30 protein-coding genes, 1 tRNA gene and 2 pseudogenes are annotated in these 26,360 nt (G+C 67.7%); 13 read left to right on the top strand and 20 right to left on the bottom strand.

Annotation, left to right across the window (positions count from 1 at the left end; genetic code table 11):
- Positions 1–4: 4 nt before the first annotated feature.
- Complete coding sequence (locus U3A55_RS10780) at positions 5–949, bottom strand: cation diffusion facilitator family transporter (RefSeq protein ID WP_330991510.1); 945 nt, start codon at positions 947–949, stop codon at positions 5–7.
- 75 nt (positions 950–1,024) lie between these two features.
- Between U3A55_RS10780 and U3A55_RS10775 the strand changes: the two genes are divergently transcribed.
- Complete coding sequence (locus tag U3A55_RS10775; RefSeq protein WP_330991509.1) at positions 1,025–1,420, top strand: hypothetical protein; 396 nt, start codon at positions 1,025–1,027, stop codon at positions 1,418–1,420.
- Positions 1,417–1,932, top strand: coding sequence for a metallophosphoesterase (locus tag U3A55_RS10770; protein ID WP_330991508.1), 516 nt, complete (start codon positions 1,417–1,419; stop codon positions 1,930–1,932). The genes U3A55_RS10775 and U3A55_RS10770 overlap by 4 nt, the downstream gene beginning before the upstream one ends.
- A 113-nt stretch (positions 1,933–2,045) precedes the next feature.
- Here U3A55_RS10770 and U3A55_RS10765 read toward each other — a convergent pair whose 3' ends face one another.
- On the bottom strand, positions 2,046–2,633 hold the full coding sequence (locus U3A55_RS10765) for an ArsR/SmtB family transcription factor (RefSeq protein ID WP_330991507.1): 588 nt from the start codon (positions 2,631–2,633) through the stop codon (positions 2,046–2,048).
- A 77-nt stretch (positions 2,634–2,710) separates the two neighbouring features.
- On the opposite strand from U3A55_RS10765, the gene U3A55_RS10760 reads away from it, so the two are divergent.
- The gene (locus tag U3A55_RS10760; protein WP_330991506.1) at positions 2,711–2,839 is read left to right on the top strand and encodes a DUF7859 family protein; all 129 of its coding nucleotides are present in this window, start codon (positions 2,711–2,713) and stop codon (positions 2,837–2,839) included.
- Here the strand turns inward: U3A55_RS10760 and U3A55_RS10755 are convergent.
- The gene (locus U3A55_RS10755; RefSeq protein ID WP_330991505.1) at positions 2,836–3,852 is read right to left on the bottom strand and encodes a threonine aldolase family protein; all 1,017 of its coding nucleotides are present in this window, start codon (positions 3,850–3,852) and stop codon (positions 2,836–2,838) included. The genes U3A55_RS10760 and U3A55_RS10755 overlap by 4 nt on opposite strands.
- Positions 3,853–3,936: 84 nt before the next feature.
- Here U3A55_RS10755 and U3A55_RS10750 point away from each other — a divergent pair, with 84 nt between their 5' ends.
- Together U3A55_RS10750 and U3A55_RS10745 are read left to right on the top strand one after the other, a co-directional pair.
- The gene (locus tag U3A55_RS10750) at positions 3,937–5,034 is read left to right on the top strand and encodes an aminopeptidase (RefSeq protein ID WP_330991504.1); all 1,098 of its coding nucleotides are present in this window, start codon (positions 3,937–3,939) and stop codon (positions 5,032–5,034) included.
- Between the two features lie 227 nt (positions 5,035–5,261).
- Complete coding sequence (locus tag U3A55_RS10745) at positions 5,262–5,414, top strand: hypothetical protein (RefSeq protein ID WP_227261261.1); 153 nt, start codon at positions 5,262–5,264, stop codon at positions 5,412–5,414.
- A 220-nt stretch (positions 5,415–5,634) separates the two neighbouring features.
- Here the strand turns inward: U3A55_RS10745 and U3A55_RS10740 are convergent.
- A tRNA-Arg gene (locus U3A55_RS10740) sits at positions 5,635–5,709 on the bottom strand.
- Positions 5,710–5,747: 38 nt separating this feature from the next.
- Positions 5,748–6,647, bottom strand: coding sequence for an amino acid kinase family protein (locus U3A55_RS10735; RefSeq protein WP_330991503.1), 900 nt, complete (start codon positions 6,645–6,647; stop codon positions 5,748–5,750).
- Between the two features lie 81 nt (positions 6,648–6,728).
- Here U3A55_RS10735 and U3A55_RS10730 point away from each other — a divergent pair, with 81 nt between their 5' ends.
- Positions 6,729–7,259, top strand: coding sequence for an AAA family ATPase (locus U3A55_RS10730; protein WP_330991502.1), 531 nt, complete (start codon positions 6,729–6,731; stop codon positions 7,257–7,259).
- Positions 7,259–7,663 (top strand): RNA-binding domain-containing protein, encoded by a 405-nt coding sequence (locus tag U3A55_RS10725; protein WP_330991501.1) that lies wholly within the window; start codon positions 7,259–7,261, stop codon positions 7,661–7,663. The genes U3A55_RS10730 and U3A55_RS10725 overlap by 1 nt, the downstream gene beginning before the upstream one ends.
- Here the strand turns inward: U3A55_RS10725 and U3A55_RS10720 are convergent.
- Genes U3A55_RS10720 through U3A55_RS10695 form a run of 6 tightly spaced genes read right to left on the bottom strand, consistent with a single transcriptional unit; the run spans position 7,660 to position 13,553 of the window.
- A complete protein-coding gene (locus tag U3A55_RS10720; RefSeq protein ID WP_330991500.1) occupies positions 7,660–8,646 on the bottom strand; it encodes a hypothetical protein in 987 nt (328 codons plus the stop codon). The genes U3A55_RS10725 and U3A55_RS10720 overlap by 4 nt on opposite strands.
- A 50-nt stretch (positions 8,647–8,696) precedes the next feature.
- A complete protein-coding gene (locus tag U3A55_RS10715) occupies positions 8,697–9,767 on the bottom strand; it encodes a PAS domain-containing sensor histidine kinase (protein WP_330991499.1) in 1,071 nt (356 codons plus the stop codon).
- A 45-nt stretch (positions 9,768–9,812) separates the two neighbouring features.
- Entirely contained in the window at positions 9,813–10,373 is a 561-nt protein-coding gene (locus tag U3A55_RS10710) for a magnesium transporter (protein WP_330991498.1), read from the bottom strand.
- Complete coding sequence (locus tag U3A55_RS10705) at positions 10,374–10,952, bottom strand: magnesium transporter (protein WP_330991497.1); 579 nt, start codon at positions 10,950–10,952, stop codon at positions 10,374–10,376. It abuts the gene before it with no gap.
- 42 nt (positions 10,953–10,994) lie between these two features.
- The gene (locus tag U3A55_RS10700) at positions 10,995–12,167 is read right to left on the bottom strand and encodes an MFS transporter (protein ID WP_330991496.1); all 1,173 of its coding nucleotides are present in this window, start codon (positions 12,165–12,167) and stop codon (positions 10,995–10,997) included.
- Entirely contained in the window at positions 12,168–13,553 is a 1,386-nt protein-coding gene (locus U3A55_RS10695) for a signal recognition particle protein Srp54 (protein ID WP_330991495.1), read from the bottom strand.
- Positions 13,554–13,644: 91 nt separating this feature from the next.
- On the opposite strand from U3A55_RS10695, the gene U3A55_RS10690 reads away from it, so the two are divergent.
- Positions 13,645–14,094: a hypothetical protein gene (locus tag U3A55_RS10690; protein WP_330991494.1), complete on the top strand. Its 450-nt coding sequence runs from the start codon at positions 13,645–13,647 to the stop codon at positions 14,092–14,094.
- On the opposite strand, the gene ftsY is transcribed toward U3A55_RS10690, so the two are convergent.
- The 6 genes from ftsY to ligA form a co-directional block, all read right to left on the bottom strand.
- Positions 14,080–15,177 carry a signal recognition particle-docking protein FtsY gene (gene ftsY, locus U3A55_RS10685; RefSeq protein ID WP_330991493.1) on the bottom strand — a complete coding sequence of 366 codons (1,098 nt, stop codon included), beginning with the start codon at positions 15,175–15,177 and terminating at the stop codon, positions 14,080–14,082. The genes U3A55_RS10690 and ftsY overlap by 15 nt on opposite strands.
- 3 nt (positions 15,178–15,180) lie before the next feature.
- Entirely contained in the window at positions 15,181–15,648 is a 468-nt protein-coding gene (gene pfdA / locus U3A55_RS10680; protein WP_330991492.1) for a prefoldin subunit alpha, read from the bottom strand.
- Positions 15,649–16,076: 428 nt separating this feature from the next.
- Positions 16,077–16,739, bottom strand: coding sequence for a translation initiation factor IF-6 (locus U3A55_RS10675; protein WP_330991491.1), 663 nt, complete (start codon positions 16,737–16,739; stop codon positions 16,077–16,079).
- A gap of 3 nt (positions 16,740–16,742) precedes the next feature.
- A complete protein-coding gene (locus U3A55_RS10670; protein WP_330991490.1) occupies positions 16,743–17,024 on the bottom strand; it encodes a 50S ribosomal protein L31e in 282 nt (93 codons plus the stop codon).
- A complete protein-coding gene (locus tag U3A55_RS10665; protein WP_145845054.1) occupies positions 17,024–17,176 on the bottom strand; it encodes a 50S ribosomal protein L39e in 153 nt (50 codons plus the stop codon). Before U3A55_RS10665 ends, U3A55_RS10670 begins: the two co-directional genes overlap by 1 nt.
- Before the next feature lie 293 nt (positions 17,177–17,469).
- Positions 17,470–19,623, bottom strand: coding sequence for an NAD-dependent DNA ligase LigA (gene ligA, locus U3A55_RS10660; RefSeq protein WP_330991489.1), 2,154 nt, complete (start codon positions 19,621–19,623; stop codon positions 17,470–17,472).
- Positions 19,624–19,729: 106 nt separating this feature from the next.
- Here ligA and U3A55_RS10655 point away from each other — a divergent pair, with 106 nt between their 5' ends.
- The gene (locus U3A55_RS10655; RefSeq protein WP_330991488.1) at positions 19,730–20,902 is read left to right on the top strand and encodes a pyridoxal-phosphate-dependent aminotransferase family protein; all 1,173 of its coding nucleotides are present in this window, start codon (positions 19,730–19,732) and stop codon (positions 20,900–20,902) included.
- Between the two features lie 21 nt (positions 20,903–20,923).
- Here U3A55_RS10655 and U3A55_RS10650 read toward each other — a convergent pair whose 3' ends face one another.
- Positions 20,924–22,081 (bottom strand): MFS transporter, encoded by a 1,158-nt coding sequence (locus U3A55_RS10650; RefSeq protein WP_330991487.1) that lies wholly within the window; start codon positions 22,079–22,081, stop codon positions 20,924–20,926.
- A 63-nt stretch (positions 22,082–22,144) separates the two neighbouring features.
- A complete protein-coding gene (locus U3A55_RS10645; protein ID WP_330991486.1) occupies positions 22,145–22,693 on the bottom strand; it encodes a DUF7344 domain-containing protein in 549 nt (182 codons plus the stop codon).
- Between the two features lie 167 nt (positions 22,694–22,860).
- On the opposite strand from U3A55_RS10645, the gene U3A55_RS10640 reads away from it, so the two are divergent.
- The 4 genes and pseudogenes from U3A55_RS10640 to U3A55_RS15275 all read left to right on the top strand — a co-directional run.
- A complete protein-coding gene (locus U3A55_RS10640) occupies positions 22,861–24,138 on the top strand; it encodes an O-acetylhomoserine aminocarboxypropyltransferase/cysteine synthase family protein (RefSeq protein ID WP_330991485.1) in 1,278 nt (425 codons plus the stop codon).
- Positions 24,135–25,292 (top strand): homoserine O-acetyltransferase MetX, encoded by a 1,158-nt coding sequence (gene metX / locus U3A55_RS10635; protein ID WP_330991484.1) that lies wholly within the window; start codon positions 24,135–24,137, stop codon positions 25,290–25,292. Before U3A55_RS10640 ends, metX begins: the two co-directional genes overlap by 4 nt.
- 306 nt (positions 25,293–25,598) lie before the next feature.
- Entirely contained in the window at positions 25,599–25,958 is a 360-nt protein-coding gene (locus U3A55_RS10630) for a MarR family transcriptional regulator (protein WP_330991483.1), read from the top strand.
- Positions 25,955–26,089, top strand: a pseudogene (locus U3A55_RS15275) (PemK-like protein); the annotation flags it as partial. The gene U3A55_RS10630 and the pseudogene U3A55_RS15275, both read left to right, overlap by 4 nt.
- Positions 26,090–26,223: 134 nt before the next feature.
- Here the strand turns inward: U3A55_RS15275 and U3A55_RS15270 are convergent.
- Positions 26,224–26,360 (bottom strand): annotated as a pseudogene (locus tag U3A55_RS15270) (RNA-guided endonuclease TnpB family protein); the annotation flags it as partial.

Genomic DNA, 26,360 nt, shown 5'->3' with positions numbered 1-26,360 from the left:
AGCGTCAGACTTCGGGTTCGATGTAGACCTTCTTCACGTCGCTGTTCGCGGCCTGGAGGTCGTCCTCGATGGCGGTGATGGCGTCGTCGATGCGTTCCGTGTTCCACGAGGAGTCGAACGACACGTCAGCCGTCACCAGCACCTGGTTCGGGCCGAAGAAGACGGTCCGGAAGTCCACGATCTCCGTGACGCCCTCCCAGTCCGCGACAATGGCGCGGAGTTCGTTCTCTTCTTCCTTCTGGAGGCTTTCGCCGAGCAGGAGGCGCTTGTTCTCCCACGCGAGCGCGACCGCGAACCCCATCAGGAGCACGCCGATGAGGAGCGCGGCGGCGGCATCATACATCGGGTTGCCCGTGAAGTCGCTGAGGAACACGCCGACGAGCGCGAGCGCCAGCCCGGAGATGGCGATGAGATCCTCGGTGAACGCGGTGAGCGTCGTGACGTTCGAGGTCTTCCGGAACGCCTCGCGGAACCCGCTCCAGTCGTGCCGGCGGATATCCGCGCGCATCCCGAGCGTGGCCTGATAGAGCGCGTACGACTCGAAGACGATACCGCCGAGGAGGACGCCGTAGTTCACCCAGACCGAGGGGAACGTCTGCGAGAGCAGGGTGACTTCGCCGGTGGGTGCGGCGGACGAGTGGCTGGTGAGCGCGTGATACCCGTGATTGAAGCTCTCCCAGCCCGCGATGCCGAACAAGAGGACGCTCACGAGGAACGCGTAGAAGAACTGCGCCTTCCCGTACCCGAACGGGTGAGCGCGGGTGCGTTCGCGGCCGCCGTACCGCAGGCCGATGAGGAGGAACACCTGATTGCCCGTATCGGAGATGGAGTGGTACGTCTCCGAAAGCATCGCCGGACTCCCGGTCAGGGTGAACCCGATGAACTTCAGGACGGCGATGGCGGCGTTCGCGAACAACGCCGCGAGAACCACAGACTTGCTTGACGCCATTACCAGCGGTTCGTCCCGCGGCGTGAAAAAAGCCCGCCGGAACCGTTTCGGTGGCCGCCCCCAATCACCTCGTGTATGACCGAGTACCAGCCAGGGGTGTGTAACATCGGCGGCGTCGAGCGGCGGAAGCGGTACGCGTTCGGCGTCGCGGGGGTCGTGGTCGCCGCCGCGGCAGTTGTCGCGGTGTACGCGCTCTCGCTCCCCGCCGTCTGGATGCTCGCCGTAGTGGCCCCACTGCTCGCGGGCTTCGAGGGCGTGCTACAGGGCGCACACCGGTTCTGCGCGGGGTTCGCGACCGCCGGACTCTACGACGTGAGCGACGACGGGAACGACCGCCGCGAGGTCACGGACGACGCCGCGCGGCGCGCCGACCGCCGGAAAGCCGTCCGGATTCACGTTCAGTCGTTCGTCGCCGCGGTCGTCACCGGCGCCGTCCTCTACCTGCTCGCGACCGCGGTGACCCCGACATGATTGTCGTCGTTTCGGACACGCACAGCGAGACGGACCACGAACTCGCCGGCAGAACCCGCGACGCCGCCGAATCCGCTGCAGTCGTCCTGCACGCGGGTGACTTCACCACGGAATCGGCGCTCGACGCGTTCCACGACATCGCGAACCGCCTCCACGCGGTGCACGGGAACGCGGACACACAGGCGGTCCGAGACCGCCTCCCGGCCGCCCGCACGGTCGAACTCGCCGGGGTTCGGGTCGCGATGACGCACACGGAACGCGGCGGCGAAACCGGACTCGCGATGTTCGGCCGGCAGCGCGGCGCTGACCTCGTGATTTCCGGGCACACGCACCGCCCCAGCGTCACCGACATGGGCGACCTCGTGCTGCTGAACCCCGGGACGCACGCCGAACCCCGCGGTCATCCGGTGACCCACGTGGAACTCGAGCGAACGGACGACGGGCTCCGCGGAGAAATCAGGCAACGGGACGGAACAGTTATCGAGGCGTTCGGGGTGGAGGGCCGAACGTAGCGGGGCGCGCCACGAGGACGCGACCAGGCCACGGGGGAGGCGGCCTGTACCTGCTGCTACTACCGGGTACACCAAGTAGTTCGTGAAGACTCAAACGGCCGTTTGAGTCTCCGCTACCGCGACCAGAACCGATAGCCGGCGGCGAGACAGAGCACCAGCAGGCCGCCGAGGAAGAACAGGACGCCCGGCGGCAGCCCCACCACCGCGTTCGACGCCGTGTCGGCGCTCGCGGTCGAGAACCCGCCGCTCCCGTCCCCACTTGGCGCGAGAACGGCCTCAGCGAGGTACTGGACGAACAGCGAGGCGACGCCGAGCACGGCGACCGCCCCGAGGAGCGCGCCGAGCATCGACCGTACCGTACTCCCCGTGTTCTCGTCGCCCGCGAACAACACGAGCGGCGCGTCCGTCGGCGCGTACACCGTCATCTCGCGCCCCTTCTCGGAGTACGAGGTGCCCGCGACCTCCACGAGGTCGGCGTCCCGGAGTTTCCCGAGGTGGTACTGGGTGTTCTGGAGGGTCGTGTCCACCTCGTCAGCGAGTTCGGACGCCGTCGCGGGTTCCTCGTGCAGGGTGGTGAGCATCGTGCGAGCGGTACCGGCGGAGAGCGCGGACAGCACACGGTCCGCGTCCTCCGAGTCCACGCCGATGACGCGCGGGTCGCCGTCCGGCGCGTCCGGCTTCTGGGAGGGCAGAAGGGACATACCCGCCTCTTGAGCGTCCGAGGGCTTTAGCGTTACTCGGCGAAAACCCTATACGGGACTACGGGCACCTCTCACGTGTGCTCCCCGACGACCCGGTGTTCTACGCGATTGCAGGGATATTCGTCGCGTTCGTCCTCTACGTCTACCGCTTTCTCACCCGGACGGTCTCCGGGTTCCGCGACGGCTTCCACGACGGGAAGAACTAGACCGCGTCCGCGACGGTTTCGACCGCGGTCGACACGTCCGATTCGTCCACGTCCTGATGGGTGCAAAAGCGCACGGTGTGCTCGCCGAACTCCGACGCCAGCACGTCCTCGCGCTCGCAGCGCTCGATGAGTTCGCTCGCGGTGAGACCCGCGTCCTCCGTGTGGACGAGCACGATATTCGTGTCCGGCGCGGGTGCTCGGAGCCCGTCGATGTCGTCGAGGCCGGCCGCGAGCGCCGCGGCGTTCTCGTGGTCAACGGAGAGCCGGGAGACGTTCTCGAGCGCGACCAGTCCGGGCGCGGCGACCATCCCCGCTTGCCGCATCCCGCCGCCGAACAGCTTGCGGACGCGGCGCGCGTTCTCGATGAACGCCGCGTCGCCCGCGAGAATCGACCCGACGGGCGCGCCGAGCCCCTTCGAGAGACAGAACATCACGGAGTCGACGTGCTCGGTGATCTCGCTCGCGGACACGTCGAGGGAGACGGCGGCGTTGAACAGCCGCGCGCCGTCGAGGTGAACGGGGACGCCGTGGTCGCGCGCCGCCTCCGCCGCCGCGCCGACAGTGTCCGGGTCGACGGCGACACCGCCCTTCACGTTGTGCGTGTTCTCGAGGCAGAGCAGGCCCGTTCCCGGCCGATGCAGCTCCTCCTCCACGTACCCGGCTTCCACCTGTTCCGGCGTGGGTGCGCCGTTCTCACCGCCGTCGAACGTCCGCACCTGCAGTTCCGAGTGCTGGGCGAACCCGCCGAGTTCGTACTTGTAGACGTGACTCGTCTCCTCCACGAGCGCCTCCTGGCCGCGCTCCGTGTGGACGCGCGCCGCGATCTGGTTCCCCATCGTCCCCGACGGCACGAACATCGCGGCCTCCATCCCCACGCGGGCCACGGCCTCGGCTTCGAGTTCGTTCACGGTCGGGTCCTCGCGGTAGACGTCGTCGCCAACGTCCGCCGTCCGCGCGGCCTCCCGCATCTCTTCGGTCGGCCGCGTGACGGTGTCGCTCCGGAAGTCAAGCATACCCGCACTCGCCCGCCGAGGAGGAAAACGCTCGCGGTTCCGGCACTCCGAAAGCGGTTTTCGCGTCCCCCGTCAGTCTCCGGTATGGACCCCCGCGTCCGCGACCACGCAGACGTCATCGTCTCGCACTCCACCAGCATCGAGGAGGGCGACAATGTCGCCGTCACCGCGCCGCCGGTGGCGGAAGACCTCGCTGTCGCCGTCTATGAGCGCCTCGCCGAGGAAGGCGCGACGCCCGTCATGCTGTACGGCGGCGACACCAGTCTCGGCGCGGACCGCGCCGCGCGCGCCTACCTCCGGGAGGCTGGGGAGTTCGAGAACCCCGACCACCTCCAGGCGCTCTTCGCCGAGACGGACGCGACCATCCGTATCCGCGGACACGATAACGTCGCCGCGCGCGCAGACGTGCCGGACGACCAGAACGCCGCCTACCAGCGCGCCATTCAGCCCGCGCGCACCGAACTGCTCTCCACGCAGTGGTGTCTCACGCAGTACCCGACGCCCGCGGACGCGCAGCTCGCGGGCATGAGCACGGAGGCGTACGAGGAGTTCGTGTGGAACGCCGTCAACAAGGACTGGGACGCCCAGCGCCGCCACCAGGAACAGATGGTCGAAATCCTCGATCCCGCGGACGAGGTGCGCATCCGCTCGGGCGAGGAGACGGACCTCACGATGAGCGTCTCGGGGATGAAGACGCTGAACGACCACGGCGAGCACAACCTCCCCGGCGGCGAGGTGTTCACCGCGCCCGTCCCCGACAGCGTCGAGGGAACCGTGCGGTTCGACCTGCCGCTCTACCACCAGAGCCAGGAGATAGAGGACGCCTACCTCGAATTCGAGGATGGCCGCGTCGTCCAGCACGACGCCGCGAAGAACCGGGACGTGCTCACGAGCGTTCTCGACACGGACGAGGGCGCGCGCTACCTCGGCGAACTGGGCATTGGGATGAACCGAGACATCGACCAGTTCACGTACAACATGCTGTTCGACGAGAAGATGGGTGACACCGTCCACCTCGCCGTCGGCATGGCGTACGATGAGTGTGTGCCGGACGACCGCGAACCTAACGAGTCCGCGACGCACGTGGACATGATTGTCGACATGAGCGAGGACTCGGTCATCGAAGTCGACGGCGAGGTCGTCCAACGAAACGGTACTTTCCGCTTCGAGGACGGCTTCTAGGGGCTGACAGGCGGCGAATCAGTTCGACCGGAGTGTGCCGCGCTCTCGCTTCGTCCCCCGGCCGACGGTCGTCAGGTCACGCCGCTCGCTGGCCGCGCCTTCCTACTTGAACGTTCGTAGGGCCGAGTATGGATTTTTGGCCGTGCGGTGTCGAACTCCCCCACGCCGCGGGCGTGGTACGGACTTCCATACCACGTTTTAAGTGTTTGGCAGGTGTGTGATATCGTATGCCCCAGCTCGACTGCCCGGAGTGCGAACGCGGCATCGCCATGCACGAACTCGAAACGCGCACCGTCGCACAAACCACGGGGTTCGAGACGAACTATCGCTGTCCGTTCTGCCGCAGCGACTTCGACGAAGTCGCCGAACTGATGACGTAACGCCCCGTACCTCCCTCCGCGCACACGCCTGGGCACCTGTGGGTCGCACCCGCGAATCCCGTCCCCTCCGGGACGACACGAGCTGGCATCGCCGCTCATTTTTCAAAAACGGAGAGACACGGGCACGGAGGGATTTGAACCGACGCGAGACGTGGTCCGCTGTCTCGCTGGGTTCAGAATCCTCCGCGCCGGTTCGCTCGGCACGCCGCTCCTCGCTGTACGGGCACGGAGGGATTTGAACCCCCGGCCGTTCGGTTAGAAGCCGAACGCTCTATCCGAGCTGAGCTACGTGCCCTCGGGCTTCGTACGCGCTGGCGGACAAAAGCCGTTGGGTTACGACATACGAGTGCCCGCGTCGCCGTCGACGGCGGCCGCGGCGTCGTCGATGGTGGTGATTATCGCGCGCTCGCCGCCAGCGTCGAGGAAGTCGAGGCAGGCGTCGACCTTCGGCCGCATGCTCCCGGCTTCGAACTCGCCAGCGTCGAGGTACTCGCGCATCGGTTCCGCACCTACGTCCCGGAGCGGTTCCTCGTCCGGCGTGTTGTAGTTCCGGTAGGCGTAGGGCACGTCCGTCACCATCAGGAGGGTGTCGGCGTCCGTCCCCCGCGCGAGCAGTTCGGCCGTGTAGTCCTTGTCCACGACGGCCTCGACGCCCTCGGTGGATTCGCTGCGTGTCACGGGAACTCCGCCGCCGCCGCCGCAGACGACGGGCGTGCCGTCGTCCACCAGCGCAGCGACCTGGGCCGATTCGAGCAGTTCACGGGGTTTCGGGCTGGCGACGACGCGGCGGTGGACGGTTCCGTGCTCGGTCTCCACTTCCCGAGTCGGGTAGTCGGCCGCGGCCGCCGTCTCCGCGTCGAGGTAGGGGCCGACGGGCTTGCTGGGGTCGGCGAAGGCCTCGTCGTCCGGGTGGACGACCGCGTGCGTCACCACCGAGACGGCCCGAGCGTCGAGTTCGTCGTTCAGCGCGCGAACGACGAGCGTCCCAATCTGCGCCTGCGTCTCCGCGACTAGCACGTCCAGCGGCCGACTCGCGGTGTCCGCTGCCTCCTGTTCTGCGAGGAGGCTCCCGACCTGCGGGCCGTTCCCGTGCGTCACGACGAGGTCGTGCCCGCGCGCCGCGAGCGTCCCGAGCTCCGGCGCGACGCGCGCGAGGTGGTCTCGCATCTCCGCGACGCTGCCTTCCCCGCCCGACACGAGCGCGTTCCCGCCGAGTGCCACCACGGTCCGCATACCCCCGGCTTTCTGCGCGGGTCACTAAGCCGTACTCCCCGAAGGGGTGTGCTTTTAGGGTGGACGCGGCTACCTCGTACTATGACTGTCATCGGTATCGTCGGCCTCCCCGGGAGCGGGAAGAGCGAGGCCGCGGCCGTCGCGGAAACGCTCGGCGTGCCCGTGGTGACGATGGGAGACGTCATCCGGCAGGCGTGCCGCGACCGCGGCCTCGACCCCGCCACCCACCACGGCGAGATCGCACAAGCCCTCCGCGAGGAGGGCGGTCCCGCCGCCATCGCCGACCGCTCGCTCCCCCTGATTCGCGACGCGCTCGACGGGAACGACACCGTGCTCGTGGACGGCCTCCGGTCCGGAACCGAGGTCGAAGTGTTCGAGGAGGCGTTCGGCGACGACTTCCTGCTCGTGAACGTGTACGCGCCCTTCGAGTTGCGGAACGAACGCATCACGACGCGCGGCCGCGACAACGCCGAGGCGGAGAGCCTGCGGGAGCGCGACGAGCGCGAACGCGGGTTCGGGATGGACGAAGCCATCGAGCGCGCGGACGTGACCGTCGAGAACACGGGCAGCCTCGAATCGTTCCAGGAGGAAATCGAGGAGCTGCTCGCGTAATGTACGCCGTCACCGCCACCATCGACGCGCCCGTACAGCCGACTGAGGTCCCGGAGCGCGTCGCCGACGCCGTCCGCGAACTCTTCCCGAACGCCGACCTCACCGTCACCGACGACGCGGTCCGAGGGACGACCCACGACCTCAACAGGTTCCGTGAGCGCCTCTACGAACAGGAGATTCTCGACACCGCCCGCGCGGAGTTCCAGCGCAACCGCGTCGACGGCGGGTTCTCGTTCGACCTGAAGAAGCAGGCGGCGTTCCAGGGCGTCGTGAACTTCTCCGTGGGGAGTCCGGCCGAACTCGGCGATATCCACGTCGAGGTTGAAGTCGACGAGCCGAGCGTGGACGAGTTCGTCGCGCACCTCGCCCCGGAGACCCGCGAGGGCAAGCCCATCGAGGACTAGACGAGCAGAACGGCGAGCGTCGCGCCGATGAACACGACTTTTAGTGCGGTGTTGAGCGCGACGACCTTCGACCCGAACTCCGGCCCCCAGACGCCGTACTGGAAGGGAATCGAGCGCTTGAACGTGGAGAACGCGAAGGAGACGATACCGCCGATGAGCATCGTCGCGACCGCCTGCCGCGGCGTGAACGTTCCGTCGAGCAGTGGGGCGATGGTCGCCGCGCCGCTCGTCGTGTCCACCGCGAACACCGCGACGACGGGCACCGCGGCCGCCGGCAGACCCACGGCGTCCAGCAGCGAGCGCGCGGGGACGTCCGGGAGTCCGACACCGGCCGCAGTCGTCACGGATTCCGCGAGCAGGCGGGCGTTCGCGAAGTCGTTCGTCGTGAGCCACGCGACGACGAGGTAGACGACCGCCAGCCGGGGAACGATGGTCGTCAGTTTCGAGAGCGTTCGCTCGCCGGCGTCCCGGAGTTTCTCGCGACGTGTCGCGTCCGCGGTTTCGGGTCCGTTCGGCGTCGTAGAGAGTTGTTCCGGGGGCGACAACAGGAGCATTCCCGCGAGAATCCCCGTGAGCGTGATCGCGAGGCTGATGGCGGCGCGCGCGCCGACGTACATGACGCCGACTTCGAGCCCGAGAATCGGAATCAGCACCGGGAGGTAGAACGTGAAGATGTGCTGGACGAACCCGAAGAACGTGTTTATCGTCACCGCGATGAGGGTCGCGGCGTCGCTCAATCCCTCCTCGCGGAACTCCGCGAGCATCCCGTAGCCCGCGGTCGGACTCGCCGCCGTGGCGAGAATCGCCGTCCCGACCTCGTCCGGGAGGTTCGCCGGCCCCGTGAGGTAGCGCGCGAGGCCCGCCACCGCTTCGACGAGGCCGAACGCGACGAGGAGGTTCGCCGCGAACAACCCCAGCGAGATGAAGACCGCGATGGACGCGACCCGGGGGAGCACGTCGCCGAGGAGGCCCGCGAGTGACACACGCTGGAATAGGGACTCGGGGGAGAAAGAAGGACCGAATCACCCGATACTCAGAGCGGAACGCGCTCGGTCGTCTCGACTTCGAATCGCGCGCCGCCGTCGTCGCTCTCCGTCGCCTCGACCGTCCAGCCGTGTGCGTCCGCGATGGTTTCCACGATGTTCAGTCCGAGACCGGTGCCGTCGGCGGCGGTCGTGTAGCCCCGGTCGAAGACGGCGTCGCGCTCGTCCGCGGGGATGCCGGGGCCGTTGTCCGCGACGTAAAACCCCCGACCCCCACCGAGCGCGCCGACCCGAACCGTGAGCAGGTCGTCGCCGCACTCCGTTCGCGGGGCGGTCGAACCGTGTTCAACCGCGTTCCGGAAGAGGTTCTCCAGGAGCTGGCGGAGGCGAGCGCGGTCCGCTTCGATGCGCGGAAGTGCGTTGGTGACGTCGAGGGTGGCCGCACCGGTTTCGACTGACGACCAGGCGTCGCGCGCCAGGTCGTCGATGTCGACGTCGGTCGTGTCCGTGACGCGTTCGCCACTCTTCGCGAGCGAGAGGAGGTCGTCGATGAGGGTTTCCATCCGCTCGTGGGCGCGTTCGACTCGCTCGAACGCCTCGTCGTCGCCGTTCTCCCGGCCGACCTCTAGGTAGCCCTGTGCGACCGTCAAGGGGTTGCGGAGGTCGTGGCTGACGACACTCGCGAACTCGTCGAGCCGGTCGTTCTGCCGCTTCAGCTCGCGCTCGTACGTCATCTGCGTGGTCACGTCCCGGAACGCGTGCAGCGTTCCCGCGAACTCCTCGTCGTCGAGCGGGAGGAGGGTCGTGGAGACGCGGTGGACGAGCGTCTCGTCTGCTCGGTGCGTGTGGACGAGGTACGTCGTGCGTTCTATATCGTTTGACGACGAGAGGAGATCTCGCACCGCCTCTATGTACCTCTCAACTACCTCGTGATCGTAGTATCCGTCGTCGACGAGGTCGACGAACGGCGTGCCGATGAGGGACTTCCGAGGAACGTCGAGCACGTCGGCGTACCCCTCGTTCGTCCACTCGATGGTCCCGTCTTCGTCGAGGACGAGCAATCCGAGGGGCGCTCCTTCGGCGATAACCTCGTACGAGACGCCGTCCTCGCCGGTTTTCATACCTACTCCTGCAGCGACGACCGACATAATAGTTCGTCCGTAATTCTACACGACGAACAGTTCGACGGCGGCGAGCAGAACGACGACGCCGAGCACGTCGCAGACGTTCGTGACGACGGGAATCACCACGTCGTCGGGGTCGAGGCGGAAGCGGTAGGCGGCGTAGGTCGCAGCTGCGGCCACGAGAACGGCGACGACGGCGAGGACGACGCCGCTCGCGGTGGCGACGAGCAGGACGGTCGCGAGCGGGAGGACGAGGCCGCCGAGCGCGAACTGGACGGCCCACGCGCCCGCGCCGACGAGCGGGAAGAGCGTGAGCGCGAGCGCGACGGTGGCGACGGCGTTCCCGGCGAGTTCGTCGTCCCGCGATTCGAAGGAGAGCGTGCCGAGGTGGAGTGCGGTGGAGAGCCGGCTTGCGAGCACGCTCCCGAGGTTTCCCGCCATCCCGATGGTTACGGGAACCAAGGTGAGGAGGCTCGGGTACGTCGTCAACACTTCTTGGCCCGTGTCGAGGACGAGGCCGCTCGCGAGTTCGACGAGCGTCAACCCGACGAGGAGGGGGAATGTCGCGCGAATAATCCCCCGGATTGTCCAGTCCTCGGGCACCTATGTCACCCCGAGCGCGATCGCGAGGCGCGCGCCAGCGAGCATGGTGGCGATGCCGATGACGTCGCCGGTGGTCGTGACGACGGGGCCGGCGAGCGTGTCCGGGTTCATCCCGCGACGATACCCGAGGAAGACCGCGGCGACGACGACCACGGTGAGGCCGATGCCGGACAGCACGCCGGCGACGAGCGCGACGACGAGCAAGCCGGGGAGCGGTGCGGCGGGACGGCCGAGGCCGAGCAGGACGGCGTAGCCGAGGACGGCGGCGACCGCGGAGACGGCGACGCCGTTCGCCATCGCCGCGGCCACGGCGGCACGGACGCGGTCGTCGGCGAGCGAGAGGTCGGGTTCGACGAGCCCCTGATGGAGGCCGGTGGCGAGGCGCGCGCCGAGCGACCCGTAGACGTTCCCCCTGGTGGCGAGCAGCGCGGGAACGAGCACGAGGAGGCCGGGGACGGCGGTGAGTTCGCGCTCCATCCCGCCGAGCACGACGCCGGAGAACAGGCCGCCGAGCGCGGAGAGCGCGAGCACGCCGAGCGCTTCCTCGTACGCCTCGCGCGCGACCGCCCGGATGCTCATGTACCAGTGAGATGTGCGGGAACGGTTAAAAAACCGGGCCGGCTAGTCCGAGCGTGCGAGCCAGAGCGCGACGACCGCGGCGGCAGCGAGCGAGAGGAGGAGGAGCGAGAACGCGGCGACGTACGACACTCCTTCGGAGACGACGCCGACGACTGCGGGGGCGAGCGCGCCCGCTCCCATCAGGATGGTGCGGACGACGCCGAGACCGCCGCCCGCCATCGACTCCGGGACGAGGTCGACGAGGTACGCGCCCCGAACCGGCCGGAAGCCGTGGCTTCCGAGGCCGAACGCGACGACGCCCAAGGTGAGCACGAGCGGGGACGCACCGGCGACGAGCAGCGCCCCGAGGCCGACGGACGCGAGCGCGAGTGTGCCCGCGACGACCCGAATCCGACTGAAGCGGTCCGCGAGTTCGCCCGTCACCGGCTGCACGAGGCTCACGACGAACAATCCGGCGTAGAGCGCGTTCGCCACGCCGTCGCTCACGCCCGCGGCGTCCGTGAGGTAGAGCGGGAGGAACGCGACGACGCCGTTGTACGCGAACGAGAATCCCACAGTGACGAGGACGAACGCGCTGAACCGCGCGTCGCGGAACAGCCCGAGGTACGCGCGGGCGGGCGTTCCGCCGCTCGTGGTCTGCTCGTCTCGGTCGGGGTCGTCGACGCGCGCGACGAACAGGCCGGCGAGCGCGAGGCCGAGCAGTCCCGCGGGGAGGAAGACGGCGTGCCAGCCGGCCGCGTCCGCCAGTAGAACCACCGCCGCGGGCGCGACGACGCCGCCGAACGCGCCGAACGTGTCCAGCACGCCGAGCGACCGCCCCGTCCGCGAGGGATAGGTCGCCGAAAGCAACCCCACCGCGACGGTCTTGTGAACGCCCGTCCCCGCGCCCACCAGAACCATCGCGGCGACGAGCACGAGGTAGGGCACGTCGACGGAGAGCGCGAGCGCGCCCGCCGCCGCGACGACAGCACCCGCCGCGATGACGGGAACGCGGCCGAGGCGGTCCGCGAGCGCGCCCGACGGGAACTGCAGGAGCGCGTACACCAGCATCATCGCCGTGAACGCCACGCCGAGCGCCGCGTTGCTCACCCCGTACTCCGTGCTGAACGCCGGGAACAGCGGCGGGAACGCGTACCGGAGGAACTTCGCGAGGAACCAGATGCCGGCCGCGAGAACGAGCGCGTCGAGGTCGGCGAGCGTCTCCCGGACCGTCACTTACCCGAACGGCCCCATGCCGCCCATGCCACCGCCGCCGCCACCGCCCCCCATTTTCTTCATCATGCGCTGCATGTCGCCGTCCCCCATCCCCTGGAACTGCTTCATCGTGCGCGCCATCATCTTGTGCTGCTCCAGGAGTTCGCGAACGGTCTCCTCGTCCGCGCCCGACCCCTTCGCGACGCGGCGAATCTGGCTCGCGCCGATGCTGCGCGGGTTCTCCAGTTCCTCCTCCGTCATTGAGTCCATCACGACCTCGAACTGCCGCATCCGGTCCTGCGTCACGTCCATCGCGTCGTCCGGCAGCTGATCCATCATCCCGCCGCCCATCCCGGGAATCATGTCCATCACCTGCGACAGCGGCCCCATGTTGTCCAGGGCGCTCATCTGCTGGCGCATGTCCTTCAGTGTGAACTCGCCCTTCAGCATGTCCTCGGGGTCCCAGTCCTCCTCGTCCTCGCCGGTCTCCTCCATCGCGCGCTCGACGCGCTCGGTGAGCTGCTTCAGGTCGCCCATCCCGAGGAGGCGGGAAATGAATCCGTCAGGCTCGAAGCGCTCGATGTCCTGCACGGTCTCCCCGGTTCCGAGGAACGCGATGGTGGACCCGGTCTCGTTCACGGCGGTGAGCGCGCCACCACCCTTCGCCGTTCCGTCGAGCTTCGAGATGACGACGCCGTCGATACCCACGGAGTCGTCGAACTGTCGCGCCTGGTCCTTCGCGCCCTGCCCGATGGCCGCGTCGAGCACCAGGAGCGAGCGGTCCGGCTGGACTTCGGCCTCGATCTCCTCGATTTCGTCGATGAGGTCGTCCTCCAGCGCGTGCCGGCCCGCCGTGTCCACGATTTGCACGTCCGCGTCAGACGTGGCCTCCAGCCCCTCACGAGCGATTTTAACGGGGTCGTCCTCGTCCGGGTCGCCGTAGAAATCCACTTCCGCGCGCTCCGTCATCTGCTTCGCCTGATCGTACGCGCCCGGCCGGAACGTGTCCGTCTGAATCACGGCGGGACGCAGCCCCTTCTTCGAGAACCACCACGCCATCTTCGCCGCCGAGGTCGTCTTCCCCGACCCCTGCAGGCCCGCGAGCATGATAGTCTGCTCCTCAAGCGGGAGGTTCGTCGAGTCACCGACGAGCGCGACGAGTTCCTCGTAGACGATGCGCAACACGTGGTCGCGCGCCGTCGTCCCGCCCGGCGGTTCCTCCTCCAGCGCCCGCTCCTTGATGGAGTCGGAGAGGTCCATCACGAGACTGACGTCCACGTCCGCCTGCAGCAAGGAGCGCTGAATCTCCTTGACGACCTCGTCAACGTCCTCCTCGGAGATGCGGGACTGCCCGCGCAGTTTGTCGAGGGTGCCCCGCAGGGAACTCCCCAGGTCGTCGAGTACCATTTGACTACGAGTAGTCGCCGCGTCCGTTAAAGGCTTTTTCTGCCGAGAGCGCGTGCGACGCGCTTTCCCCGCCAGCGCGCCTACCGTGGGCGTGCCCCAGACACTGTACGCCACCCGCGCGCTCCTCTCCGTCCTCTGCGACCTCGCCGAGGACGCCGACCCGCGCCCGATTGACGTGTCGCTCGCCGCCACGCCCGCCCGCGACCTCCGGCCGACCGACGACGACGCGGGCGTCGCGCTCACCAGCATCCCCGAAGGAACCAGCGTCCTCAGCGACTTCTACTTCCCCAACGCCGGGGACTCCATCAACCGCGTGTTCGGCATGGACCTCACCACGCCCTCCGGGGAGACGGACGCACGCTTCCTCTCCCACCCGAAGGGCGACCCCTCGATATCGACGACGGACGACCTCCACGCTCGACTCCTCGTCGCCGTGCCACCCTGGAATCCCGACGACGTGCGCGCGTACGACCGGAACGGCCGCCGGCTCTCGCTCACAATCGTCGCTGCGGAAACGGAAGACGACTCAGTTCTCGACTAAGTCCGCGACCAGCTCCTCGGGGTCGAAGCGCTCGATATCGTCGTACCCCTGGCCCGTCCCGAGGAAGAGAATGGGCTTCCCGGTGACGTGCGAGACCGAGATGGCTGCGCCGCCCTGCGAATCGGCGTCCGCTTTCGTCAGAATCGCGCCGTCGATTTCGGCGGCGTTGTCGAACTCGCGCGCACGATTCACCGCGTCCTGCCCCGCGACCGCCTCGTCCACGAAAACAGTCATGTCGGGGTCCACGACGCGCTCGATTTTCTCCAACTGGCTCATCAGATCGTCGGACGTGTGCAGTCGACCCGCCGTATCCCCGAGCACCACGTCCACGTCGTTCGCCTCCGCGTACTCGACCCCGTCGTAGATGACGGCCGCGGGGTCGCCGCCCTGCTCGTGCGCGATGAGCTTCCGGTCGAGATTCCGCGCGTGCTCTCGAATCTGCTCGTTCGCGCCCGCCCGGTACGTGTCGCCGTTCGCCAGCACGGACGAGAATCCGTGGTCGGCGAGGTACTCCGAGAGCTTCGCGATGCTCGTCGTCTTCCCCACGCCGTTCACGCCCGTGAAGATGATGACGACGGGCTTCTCCGACTCCTCGATGCGCTCGAGGAAGTCGAACTGCCCCACCGAAATCACGGAGAGCAGCGCGTCCTCCAGCGCGTCCTCGACGATGGAGCCCGTGGACTCCGTGAGTTTCCGCTCCTCGCCCACGAGGTCGTCCCGAATCGTCTCCAGAATTTCGTCGACGACGCTCATCTCCACGTCGCTCGACAGGAGCGCGAGTTCGAGCTCCCGGAGGGGTTCCTCCAGATCGTCCTCGTCAATGACGACCCGTCCGCGCGCGAACGACTTCGCGCGCGACGCCAACCCCGCCGAGGCCTCCGCTTCCGCTTCGGGCTCGGAATCAGCTGGTTCGGTCTCCTCGGCCGCTTCCTCCGCGGATTGCTCCGCGGCGGCTTCCTCGACGGTCTCAGCCTCAGCGTCCGCCTCGCCAGCCTCAGCTTCGGCTTCCTCCGCCGCGTCCTCCACGGACTCCTCAGCGTCCGACTTGAACCGCCCCAGCTTCTCCTTCAGCCCGTCGAACATTCCCTATTCGTCCTCGCCTTCCTGCATGCCCTGCATCTGCTGCTGCATCATCTGCTGCTGGGCTTGCTGGGCCTGCTGTTCGAGCTGCTGGCTCTCCGACTCCAGCTCGGCAACCTCGGACTCGACCTCGTCGATGCGGTCGTCCACCGTCTCCTTCTTCGACTCGAGCGTGTCGACCGCCTCGTCCTCGTCCTGCTCGGCCGCGTACCCGCCGCCCAGACCGACGACGACCTCGTCGATATCCTGGACTTCCGCACGCACGTACGCGTCACCGCCGAGCGGAACCTGCACCGTCGACCCCGTCTCGATGAGGTCGAGCGCCTCGATAGCCTCGTCTATCTCCGTCTTCTCCGTCTGCAAGGCCTCGATGTCCGCGCGAAGCTCCTCGATCTCCTCCTCGATAGCTTCGATTTCCTGTGAGAGCGCCTGAAGCTGCTGCCGACCGCCACCGCCGCCGCCTCCTAGACTCATGATATGGAGAAAGCGGGCCGCGAGCGGGAAGTATCTTTCCGAAAGCCCTCAGCACGTACGAGCGCGCTCATAGACCGTTCGGTTTCCACGTCCAAAGTAGTGGAAGCTAGGCTCTGTTGAAATCCTCAGCGGCTAACAAATTCTGGCGTGATATGGGACTGGTGCGATCCGTAGGAGGGTGTGTCCAGATAGTTGTCCGCGGCGTCAGGTATCGTATCTTAGTTGGCTAGAATCGAGATTCCATCTGGACGGTTGTGCCGTCTGGTGGTTCTATCTGGACAGCTGTCTAGACAGTACGCCAACAAATGTCCAGATAGTACAGTACTATGACGCGGTACGCACCCGCGTTCGCGGGTGCGACTGCGTCCGCCGCCGGCAGTGGTGGGAAATGAAAAGGGGTCAGCCCGCCGGAGGCGGGCTGAGGGCTTTCAGATGTAGCCGAGCGCGTCCTCGATACGGCCGAGTTCCGGGCCCGTCGTATCCTCGCCGACGACGTAGCCGTTCGAGTTCGCCACGAGGCCGGAGCCGACGAGCGGCGCGCCGTAGTTGATGGTGCCGATATCCGCGGGAACGCCGAGTGCGTCCTCGACGGCGTCGAGTTCCTCGTCGGTCGATTTCGGGTGGCAGAGCACGCCGCGGTCGTTCGCGACACCCGCGGTGCCGACGGTGTCCACGCCGCCGAGCGTCCCGCGCTCCACGGGAACGGAGAGTGTGTCCCTAACGATATCGACCGCGCGGTCGGTGAGGTCTCGGTGGACGTATGCGCCCTCGTCGTTCGCGAGCACGACGTTCCCCGCGGCGTTCACGCGCCCCGGAAGCACGCCGACCGCGAGGTCGGTCTCCGCTTCCAGACGCTCGCGCTCGCGGTCGCGAGTGCGGCCGCTCAGAACGAGGCCGTTGCTGTTCCCGGCGACCAGCGACCCGACGGTCGACGACCCGCCGACGGTCGTCCGAACCACTGGTGCCTCCAACTCGTCTTCGAGCGACGCGGCCACGTCGTCCTCGACGTCAGGCCGCGCTACGACACAGTCATCGGTCGCCCGCGCGAACACGCCGACGTACGGGGACCCCGCGAACGACGTACGGAACACGACTTACTCTTCCGCGTACTCCGCTTCCACGACAGGCTCGCCCTCCTCCGTGAAGCGAGCAGCGCGAACACGAATCTTGCTCGGCGGCTTCTTCTGTCCGCGCGCCCACGCCGCCTCGTTGATGGAGGGGTCGAGACGCACCGCGTCCTCGTCCACGCTGAAGTGCTTCGCGAGGTGCTCGCGGATGAGCGTCATCGCCTTCCCGGCGCGCTCGTGCTTCGGCTCCGCGAACACGTCACGGAGGGGAACGGTCACGATCCGCTCCTCGAAATCACTCGCGCTCATTATTCGTCGGTGTCGCTACGCCGCCAGTTCCGGCGCTTCGGATTTCGCTGCACGTCACGATCCGTCTTCATGATAACCCATGCCGGAACACGGCTGTTCTGGCGCTCCAGCTTCGCCAGCCGCTTCTTCTTGGACTTCGACTTCTTACCCATAGTGCCCGACGCTACACCTGCCGCGCATAAAGAATTGTCCTTTCCCACCCACCTTTTTTCGCCTCGGGTGCGCGCTGCGCACCGCTTGGCCAAAAAATCTGGACCAAAAAAGCGTGACTGCGAAGTAGTCGCGTTCGGTACGACCGTGCCGCACAACAAACCGCGACCACTCCACATGTTGACGTAGGATGACGGGGCCAGCGGGCGGTGTGCTCTGAGAGGAGCGCGGGCGAGAGCGCGAAACCCCGGCGGTTCGCTCGCCCGTGAACGCCGCCGCACCGCCGTGAACGCCCCTACGTGTCGACTCCGCGGTCGTCGAGCAACGCGAAGAACTCCTCGGGCGCGAGCTCGGGAACGCCCGCCGCGTCCGCGTCCTCGCGCTTCGTCGTTCCGGGATTGTCGCCGACGACGAGGTAGTCCGTGTTCGAGGAGACGCTTCCCGTCGCGGTGCCGCCGTGTTCTTCGACGAGCGCTTCGAGTTCGTCCCGCGTCCACCCGTCGACCGACCCGGTGAACACGACCGTGAGGCCCTTCAGCTCGCTCCCGACCGCCTCCGCCTCGACGTGCGGCGTGACGCCGCGTTCGCGCAGACGCTCGATGACCTCGCGGTTCCGCTCGTTCTCGAAGAACTCCCGAATCTCGCCGGCAACCGTCTCCCCGATGCCGTCGACCTCGCGTAGCTCCTCCTCGTCCGCGTCGAGCACCGCGTCGAGGCCGCCGAAGTGCCGCGCGAGGTCGCGCGCGACCGTCGGCCCGACTTCCGGAATGCCGATGGCGGCGAGGAACTCGGCGAGCGACGGGTTCTGGGAGTCCTCCAGTTCCGCGACGAGGTTTTCCGCGCTCGTCTCCCCCCAGCCGTCGAGTTCGGCGATGTCCTCGACAGTGAGGTCGTAGAGGTCGGCGACGCTGTGCTCCACGAGGCCTTCCTCGACGAACTGCTCGGCCGCCTCGGCACCCAGCCCCTCGATGTCGAGGCCGTCGTCGCTCGCGAAGTACTCGACGGAGCGCTTCAGTTGCGCGGGACACGCGAGGCCGCCCGTGCAGTAGTGTAGCGGCCCCCGTCGCTCGGTCTCGCTCCCGCAGACCGGGCACGTCTCGGGCATTTCGAAGTGCCCCGCCGCGTGCTTCTCGACGACTTCATCGACGTACGGGATGACCTCGCCCGCGCGCTCGACGCGCACCTCGTCCGCGACGTTCACGTCCATCTCCTCGATTTCGTCCTGGTTGTGGAGGCTCGCACGCGACACCGTCACCCCGGCCACGTCCACGGGTTCGAGCAACGCTACGGGCGTCAGGCGTCCCGTCCGCCCCACCTGTACGACGATGTCCGTGATGCGGGTCGTCTCGGAGCGCGCGGGGAACTTGTACGCGTACGCCCACCGGTAGTGTCGGCTCGTCGTCCCTAACTTCGCGCACTGCGCGCGCGAGTTCACCTTGTAGACGACGCCGTCTATCTCGTAATCCAGGTCCTCGCGCGCGTCCTGGAGCTCGTTCCGGTACGCGATTGCGTCCTCGATACCGTCGACGAGGCGAGTGCGGTCGTTCACCTTGAGCCCCCAATCGGGGAACTGCTCGTACTCGCCCCAGTGCGTGTCGAGGCTGCCCGCGCCCAGCGCGCCCCGCGACGCGTTCGCGTCCGCCACGTCCTCCGCGCTCTCCCCGGCCGCGAGGATGTCGTAGAAGAAGCAGTCGAGCGGGCGGTCCGCCGTCACGGACGGGTCGAGCTGGCGGAGCGTTCCGGCGGCGGCGTTCCGCGGGTTCGCGAACGGCTCCTCGCCCGCTTGGACGCGCTCCTTGTTGTGCTCCTGGAACGCGTCTCGCGGCATGTACACCTCGCCGCGGACGGCGAGAAAGCCGGGGTGGTCGCCCCGCAACCGGGAGGGAACGCTCTCGATGGTGCGGACGTTCTCCGTCACGTCCTCCCCCGTCTGGCCGTCGCCCCGGGTCGCGGCGCGAACGTACCGGCCGTCCTCGTAGACGATTTCGATGGACAGGCCGTCGAACTTCGGCTCGCAGACGTACTGCACGTCGTCGTCGACGTTCCGCCGGACGCGCTCGTCGAAGTCCCGCACGTCCTCGACATCACCGCTCGAATCGATGGACAGCATCGGCGCGACGTGCTCGACCGTTCCGAGTTCGTCGAGGGGTTCGCCGCCGACGCGCTGCGTGGGCGAGTCCTCGGTCTGGAGGTCGAACGCGTCCTCGAGTTCCTGCAGGCGCTCGAACAACCGGTCGTACGCGCGGTCGGAGATGACGGGGTCGTTCAGCACGTAGTACCGGTAGTCGTGGAACCGCACGGCCTCCCGGAGGTATGCGACCTGTTCTTCGGCCTCGCTCTCGGTGAGGTCGGCAACGTCCGCGAACTCCGTTTTCGGGTCCGTGATGTAGGGGTTCTCGGGGTCGAGGTCCGCGGCTCCCTCCAGGTCCTCGAACGCCGCGTCTGACATGGTTCGGGGTACGACGGGGGGCGGCGTAAATGGCGGGGCCGCCCGCTCGCCGGCACTAGTTGCACGGACCCACGACGCTTAACCCGCGTCCGCCCAATCCACGGGTATGCGAGAGGACTTTCTCCTCCTGAACCCGGGGCCGGTACCGCTGTCGGACGACGTCCGTGCGGCGATGTCGGATCCGATGGTGTCGCATCGCTCCAGCGAGTTCGAGGCCGTCTACGAGCGCGCGCAGGACGGACTCGACTACGTGTTCGAGCGCTCCACGCTGGACGAAGCCGAGACGTCGGCTGGTGGGACGAGCCTTGTCCTGAACGGCACGGCGACGATGGGGATGGAGGCCGCGGTCGCGAACCTCGCGGACGAGGACGACGAGGTCGTCGCGATAGTGAACGGGAAGTTCGGTCGGCGGTTCGCCCGCATCGCGGACCGCCACGCGGACGTGACGCGCGTCGAGTTCGACTGGGGGAGTCCCGTCGATGTCGACGCTGTCGCGGACGCCGTCTCCGACGACACCGCGGTGGTGACGATGGTGCACAACGAGACGAGCACGGGCCTCCTCAACCCCGTCGAGGCGGTCGGCGAACTCGCGGCGGAGCACGACGCGCGGTACGTCGTGGACGGCGTCACGTCCATCGGCGGCGACGAGTTCCGGATGGACGACTGGTACGTCGACATCGCCATCACGGACGGGCAGAAGGCGCTCGCCGGCCCGCCAGGCGTGAGCGCGCTCTACGTCTCGAAGCGCGCCGAATCCCACCTCGCGGGCGAGGACGCGCCGTTCTACGAGGACCTCGACTGGCACCTCCGGAAGGCGGATAGCCATCAGACGCCGTTCACGAGCGCCGTCCCGCTCTTCCGCGGGCTCGCGGTCGCCGTGGAGGAGATCCGCCACGAGGGGATGGGCGAGCGTATCGCCCGCCACCGCCGGCAGTCCGCGGCGTTCCGGAGCGCGTTCGAGGCGATGGGCCTCGACCTCTTCCCCGACCTGAACGAGCACTCGACGTACTCGAACACGCTCACCGCCGTCAGCCTCCCCGACGAAGTGTACGGGAGCCCCGAGGGGTTCATGAACGAAATCGGCGAGCGCGGCGTCTCCATCAGCGGCGGACAGGCCCACCTGGGCGGCCAGATATTCCGCGTGAGCAATATGGGGAACCTGACGAGCGAGCACGTCCTCCGCGGGATTCGCACCATCGGCGAGTCCTTCGACGCGGTCGGCGTCGACGTGGACACCACCGCGGCATTGGACGCGGCGCGCGACCACCTCCGCCAGTAGCGAGAGGAGTCGGCAGACCGGTCAGCGGCCGAGCCGAATGAGGGCGGGTAGCGCGATGGCGGCGAGGACGAGTTCGGCGCCGCCCGCTGCGAGGAATGCTTCTTGATAGCCGTACTCGTCGGCGACGTAGCTTCCGCCGACGATGCCGACGAGGAACCCGAGGCTGCCGGCGGCGTTGAACCCCGCCATCCCGACGCCGCGTTCGTTCCCCCGTGTGAGGTCGGCGACCAGCGCCATCGTCGCGGGCGCCATCAGCGCGCCGAGCACGCCGACCGCGACCATGCCCGCACGGGCGGAGAGCAGGGTGGGTGCGAGGCCGACGGCGGCGACGACGATTCCGTAGAGCGCGGACCCGCCGGCGATCGGGAGGGTGCGGCCGATTCTGTCCGATAGTCGGCCGAACGGATACTGGAGGAGGGCGAACGGCGCGAAGAACATCGCGAGCGTGAGGCCGGTGGCGGCGCCGTCCAGTCCGAACGCGTCCCGGAAGTAGTAGGTGCCGACGAGCGCGAAGAACCCCGCGGTGAATCGGTCGACGAACCCGAACGTGTAGGGAACGGCGAGCGCGGGACGCCGCCTGAGCGTGCGGAGCGCGTCGAGCGCGGACGCAGCGCGGTCGGGCGCGCGGTCGGTGACGAGGGATGCGAGCACGCCGGCCAGGCCGAGGGAGAGCGCGCCCGCCCAGAGCGGGAGCACGGGATTCATGTCGGTGAGCTGGCCGCCGACGGGCGCGCCGAGCGCGGTGCCGAGGCCGATTGCGAGACCGGCGGCGCCCATGTTCTTCCCGCGCTCGCTGGAGAGGTCGGCGAGCATCGTGATGGCGAGGCTGAACGCGCCGACGGTGAGCGCGCCCTGGAGGACGCGGAGCGCGACGAGCGCCGGGAAGGAGAGCGTTCCGGCGGTCGCGGCGAGCACGGCGTAACAGACGGCGCCGCCGACCGCGCCCGCGGTGATGTAGGGAACGCGGCGGCCGGTTCGGTCGCTCACCGCACCCCAGACGCCGGCGAACGCGACGAACGCCGCGAACTCGGCGCCGAGGAACCACGTGCTCGCGTCGATGCTCGTGCTCGCGCCGAGCGCGTCCACGAGGTCGGGGATTCCCGGGTAGAGGAGGACTTGTGCGAACAGTGTCGCGAAGACGACCGCGGCGAGCGCGACTCGTTCACGTCGTTCCGTCACGTGCGAACTCTGGGACGCAAGTCGTATAGCCCGTACGGTTACACCGGGGAAGACTAGGAGGGGTTACTCGCGGACGCGGTGGAACACGGAACTCTCCTGTGCGTACGTCTGGTAGACCGCGCACGCGATGATGAGGCAGAATGTGAAAATCGCCCAGTAAGCGGGGGAGACGTAGTTGAGGAAGGGAACGCCGACTTCGGTGGCGAGCACGAGCAGGATACCGAGCACGCTCAGCCCCGCGTAGAACTCGCTCCAGGAGAGACCGTATTTCGGGACGACTTCGAGGTAGATGCTGACGTCCGCCGCGTGGTCGGAGAGGACGACGGTTTTCTCGTTCTCGTCGTACTCGACGATGTCGAGCTCCGCGAGCTTCGGGAGGTGCGTCTGCTGGAGCGTGACGTAGACGGATTGGCGGACGTTCCGCGGCGGCGGGGACTCCCCGCTCTCCTGTTCGGCGATGTACTCGGAGAGTTCGCGCGCGGTCGTCTCGCCGTCGCGGTCCCGCAGGTATTCGATGACGTGGCGCCGCCGGTCGTTCCGGAGGACGTCGTGTACGTCGGATTTATCGAGACGGCTCGACCGTGGCTGTGAGAGCAGCGTCCGTCCCTTCATTAGGGATATCTACAGTTCACGACATATTGAACGTGTTGTATTCTTTGGCGACATCCGGGGGCACATATTGACACTCCCGTCGCGGGTGTGGGGCTGGTGTCACTCTAACCGGCAAGCGTCGCCGTAACTCTCAGTTATAGAAGTGTGCAGGAGTATGCGTGTAGTGTATGAGTGACGAGGGTGAGTCGGGCTTCCACACCCAAACTGTCCACGCCGGCAGCGACCCCGACCCCGCGACCGGGGCGCGCGCCACCCCCATCTATCAGACTACCTCCTACGAGTTCGAGAGCGCCGACGCCGCCGCGGACCTCTACGCGCTCGAAGGGGAGGGGGACATCTACACGCGCATCAGCAACCCAACGGTCGCCGCGCTCGAGGACCGCATCGCGGACCTCGCCGGCGCCAGTGCGGCCGTCGCGAACGCCAGCGGGATGGCGAGTTTCGACGCCCTGAACTTCGCGCTCGCCTCCGCCGGCGACAACGTCGTCTCCGCGAGCGCCATCTACGGCGGCACCCGCGCCTACCTCAGCCACACTGCCCGCCGCCGCGGCGTCGAAGCCCGGTTCGTCGACACCCTCGACTACGACGGCTACCGCGAGGCCATCGACGACGACACCGCGTACGTCCACGCCGAAACCATCGGCAACCCCGCGCTCGTCACCGTCGACATCGAACGCCTCGCCGACATCGCCCACGACAACGGCGTCCCCCTCGTCGTGGACAACACGTTCGCCACGCCCGCGCTCTGCCGGCCGCTCGAGCACGGCGCGGACATCGTCTGGCACTCCACCACCAAGTGGCTGCACGGCTCCGGCACCACGCTCGGCGGCGTCGTCGTCGAGGACGGAAGCTTCGACTGGAGCCAGCATCCCGAGAAGTACCCCGAAATCGCGGGTGAAAACCCCGCGTTCCACGGGATTCGGTTCACCGAACGCTTCCCGGACGCCCCCTTCGCCGCCGTCGCCCGTCACCGCGCCACCCGCAGCATCGGCCACGCCCAGAAACCGTTCGACGCCTGGCAGACCCTCCAGGGCCTCGAAACGCTCGGCCTCCGGATGGACCGCCACAGCGAGAACGCGCGCATCCTCGCCGAATACCTCCAGGACCACCCCGCCGCGGACTGGGTGTCCTACCCCGGCCTCGAGAGCCACGAAACCCACGAAAACGCCACCAACTACCTCGACGGCGGCTACGGCGGCATGGTGACGTTCGGCCTCGGGAGCTTCGACGCCGCGAAGGACTTCTGTGAGAGCGTGAACCTCGCCTCGTTCCTCGCGAACGTCGGGGACGCGAAGACGCTCGTCATCCACCCCGCGAGCACCACGCACGCCCAGTTGAGCGAGGACGAACAGCGCAGCTCGGGCGTCCTCCCCGACATGGTCCGCGTCTCCGTCGGCATCGAGGACCCCGCCGACATCCTCGCGGACTTCGACGACGCCCTATGACCGTCAGCCTCGGGAGTTTCACCTTCCAGTGCGGCGAGACCGTTCCCGACCTCGAAGTCGCCTACGAGACGTACGGCGAGTTCGACGGAAACAACGCGGTGCTCGTCTGTCACGCGCTCACCGGCAGCCAGCACGTCGCGTCCGGCGCGCGCGAGGCCGAGGGGACCGCGGGACAGGCCCGAGCGTGGTGGGACGACGTGGTCGGCCCCGGGAAGGCCATCGACACGAACGAGTACTTCGTCGTCTGCGCGAACGTCCCCGGGTCCTGCTACGGCACGAGCGGCCCCGCCAGCGAGGGCCCGGACGGCGAACCCTGGGGCACCGACTTCCCGGCCGTCACCGTCGGCGACTGGACGCGCGCCCAGCGCCAACTCTTGGACGAACTCGGCGTCGGCCGCCTCCACGCGGTCGTCGGCGGAAGCGTCGGCGGGATGAACGCGCTCGACTGGGCGAAACGCTACCCCGACGACGTCCACCGGGTCGCCGCCGTCGCCACCGCCGCCCGCCTCGACGCGCAGTGCCTCGGCCTCGACGCGATTGCGCGCCGCGCCATCACCACCGACCCCGACTGGCAGGACGGCGACTACTACGGCGACGAGGGACCGACCGACGGCCTCGCGCTCGCCCGCCAACTCGGCCACCTGATGTACCTCTCGAAGGACTCGATGGAGCGCAAGTTCGGCCGGCGGAGCGCGGGCCGCGAGGGCGGCCGCGACCGCTTCCCCAGCGACCCCGCGAGCGGGTTCTTCCCCTACCGCGAGGTCGAATCCTACCTCGACTACAACGCGAGCCAGTTCACGGAGCGCTTCGACGCGAACAGCTACCTCTACCTCACGCGCGCGATGGACGACTACGACCTCGCGAACGGCTACGAGAGCGACGCGGACGCGCTCGCCGCGTTCACCGGCGAAGCCCTCGTCATGTCCTTCACGGGCGACTGGCACTTCACCGTCGAGCAGTCGGAGGCGCTCGAAACCGCGTTCGAGGACGCCGACATCCCCGTCACGCACCGCGTCGTGGACTCCGACCACGGCCACGACGCCTTCCTGGTCGAACCCGAGAACGTCGGCCCGCCCCTCCGCTCCTTCCTCGACAGCGGCGTCTCCACCGATGGCGGGCACGCCCCCGTCCATAACAGCCTCTTCCCCGGATAGCTCGCGTATCCCCTCTGTGAAGAAAGATAGCGCAGGACGATACGCTCTCGGCTCTAGTCACCTAACAGCTCTGTGCCGACTGTGCCAGCCTGAGGGAACACACTCCTATCGAGTGCGACCCTCCGGCTTGCGATGCGTGTGGGGTGGTCGCACCTGCGCTCGCGACGTACTGGACGCGCAACCGTGAGACGCATCGCGCCGCGACGCCAGTAGCGCACTCCTATTACCCTCTCTGTATGGCGGCATGTCTACGCAAAACAACAAACACTCCAAACAGCTATGTTCCAACAGTCCCAACATTCGTCTATGTCGAGCGGTACCATCGATATCGAAGAATTTGAGAACGCCGACGCCGACGAATTCGAGGAGCGGACTGACACCGAACGAATCGTGCTGTTCCTCGACGAGCACGACGACCGGGCGTGGAAGGCCGCAACGATCGCCGAGCGACTCGACCTGGAGACCGACGCTGTTAGTGCCATCCTCTCACGGCTGAAGGAACGGGGACTCGTGCGGCACAAGCGCCCGTACTGGGCAATCACGGACGACGAGGAACGGCTCCAAGCTGTCTACCGACTCCATCAGCACCACGAGACAGCAGCCGAACAATACGGCGAGGAACAGCTCACCGAACTTCAGACCGACGAAATGGAAGAGGTACAGTGACGGCGTTCGAAGACCTCGAACGAGGCGACATCATTTGGGGGACCGATCCGCTCTCGGAGAAGGGGCGACCGATGCTCGTTCTGGGGGCCCCTGCCCTCCCAAACCACGGTCCTCAACTCATCACAGTCGTAAACTACCCCACCCTACTCCCTCGGCGCATACGCGCCTCGGTCCTTGAGGGTGTCGTCAGAACGCGTCGCGTTCTGACTGCTAACCAGAAATCAGAGAGTTCTGGTGATGGGGCTTTGATGTGGACTCCCAGCAATCAGTCGCCAGCAATCGGCTGGTGACCCTTGCCGTTCACCGTCCCACCAGTTATACGCACGTCTACTGGTGCGTCTCCGCTCCCCGACGTGGGCGAGGACCGGAGGCTGTGTGTTCGCTTCCGGGCGTACCGTAGCC

Origin of the sequence: Salarchaeum sp. III (assembly GCF_036418315.1) — an archaeon.
Taxonomy (GTDB): domain Archaea; phylum Halobacteriota; class Halobacteria; order Halobacteriales; family Halobacteriaceae; genus Salarchaeum.
This window is presented reverse-complemented; position numbering and strand designations above follow the sequence as displayed.

Bases quoted from the DNA above. Each gene is read 5' to 3' on its own strand.
- U3A55_RS10705 (WP_330991497.1), bottom strand. From the start codon at position 10,952: ATGAGCATCCGGGCGGTCGCGCGCGAGGCGTACGAGGAAGCGCTCGGC.
- U3A55_RS10735 (WP_330991503.1), bottom strand. From the start codon at position 6,647: ATGCGGACCGTGGTGGCACTCGGCGGGAACGCGCTCGTGTCGGGCGGG.
- ftsY (WP_330991493.1), bottom strand. From the start codon at position 15,177: ATGTTCGACGGGCTGAAGGAGAAGCTGGGGCGGTTCAAGTCGGACGCT.
- U3A55_RS10780 (WP_330991510.1), bottom strand. From the start codon at position 949: ATGGCGTCAAGCAAGTCTGTGGTTCTCGCGGCGTTGTTCGCGAACGCC.
- U3A55_RS10765 (WP_330991507.1), bottom strand. From the start codon at position 2,633: ATGTCCCTTCTGCCCTCCCAGAAGCCGGACGCGCCGGACGGCGACCCG.
- U3A55_RS10695 (WP_330991495.1), bottom strand. From the start codon at position 13,553: ATGGTACTCGACGACCTGGGGAGTTCCCTGCGGGGCACCCTCGACAAA.
- U3A55_RS10630 (WP_330991483.1), top strand. From the start codon at position 25,599: ATGTCGAGCGGTACCATCGATATCGAAGAATTTGAGAACGCCGACGCC.
- U3A55_RS10665 (WP_145845054.1), bottom strand. From the start codon at position 17,176: ATGGGTAAGAAGTCGAAGTCCAAGAAGAAGCGGCTGGCGAAGCTGGAG.
- U3A55_RS10640 (WP_330991485.1), top strand. From the start codon at position 22,861: ATGAGTGACGAGGGTGAGTCGGGCTTCCACACCCAAACTGTCCACGCC.
- U3A55_RS10730 (WP_330991502.1), top strand. From the start codon at position 6,729: ATGACTGTCATCGGTATCGTCGGCCTCCCCGGGAGCGGGAAGAGCGAG.
- U3A55_RS10715 (WP_330991499.1), bottom strand. From the start codon at position 9,767: ATGAAAACCGGCGAGGACGGCGTCTCGTACGAGGTTATCGCCGAAGGA.
- metX (WP_330991484.1), top strand. From the start codon at position 24,135: ATGACCGTCAGCCTCGGGAGTTTCACCTTCCAGTGCGGCGAGACCGTT.
- U3A55_RS10655 (WP_330991488.1), top strand. From the start codon at position 19,730: ATGCGAGAGGACTTTCTCCTCCTGAACCCGGGGCCGGTACCGCTGTCG.
- U3A55_RS10755 (WP_330991505.1), bottom strand. From the start codon at position 3,852: ATGCTTGACTTCCGGAGCGACACCGTCACGCGGCCGACCGAAGAGATG.
- ligA (WP_330991489.1), bottom strand. From the start codon at position 19,623: ATGTCAGACGCGGCGTTCGAGGACCTGGAGGGAGCCGCGGACCTCGAC.
- U3A55_RS10775 (WP_330991509.1), top strand. From the start codon at position 1,025: ATGACCGAGTACCAGCCAGGGGTGTGTAACATCGGCGGCGTCGAGCGG.
- U3A55_RS10770 (WP_330991508.1), top strand. From the start codon at position 1,417: ATGATTGTCGTCGTTTCGGACACGCACAGCGAGACGGACCACGAACTC.
- U3A55_RS10670 (WP_330991490.1), bottom strand. From the start codon at position 17,024: ATGAGCGCGAGTGATTTCGAGGAGCGGATCGTGACCGTTCCCCTCCGT.
- U3A55_RS10725 (WP_330991501.1), top strand. From the start codon at position 7,259: ATGTACGCCGTCACCGCCACCATCGACGCGCCCGTACAGCCGACTGAG.
- U3A55_RS10750 (WP_330991504.1), top strand. From the start codon at position 3,937: ATGGACCCCCGCGTCCGCGACCACGCAGACGTCATCGTCTCGCACTCC.
- U3A55_RS10645 (WP_330991486.1), bottom strand. From the start codon at position 22,693: ATGAAGGGACGGACGCTGCTCTCACAGCCACGGTCGAGCCGTCTCGAT.
- pfdA (WP_330991492.1), bottom strand. From the start codon at position 15,648: ATGAGTCTAGGAGGCGGCGGCGGTGGCGGTCGGCAGCAGCTTCAGGCG.
- U3A55_RS10745 (WP_227261261.1), top strand. From the start codon at position 5,262: ATGCCCCAGCTCGACTGCCCGGAGTGCGAACGCGGCATCGCCATGCAC.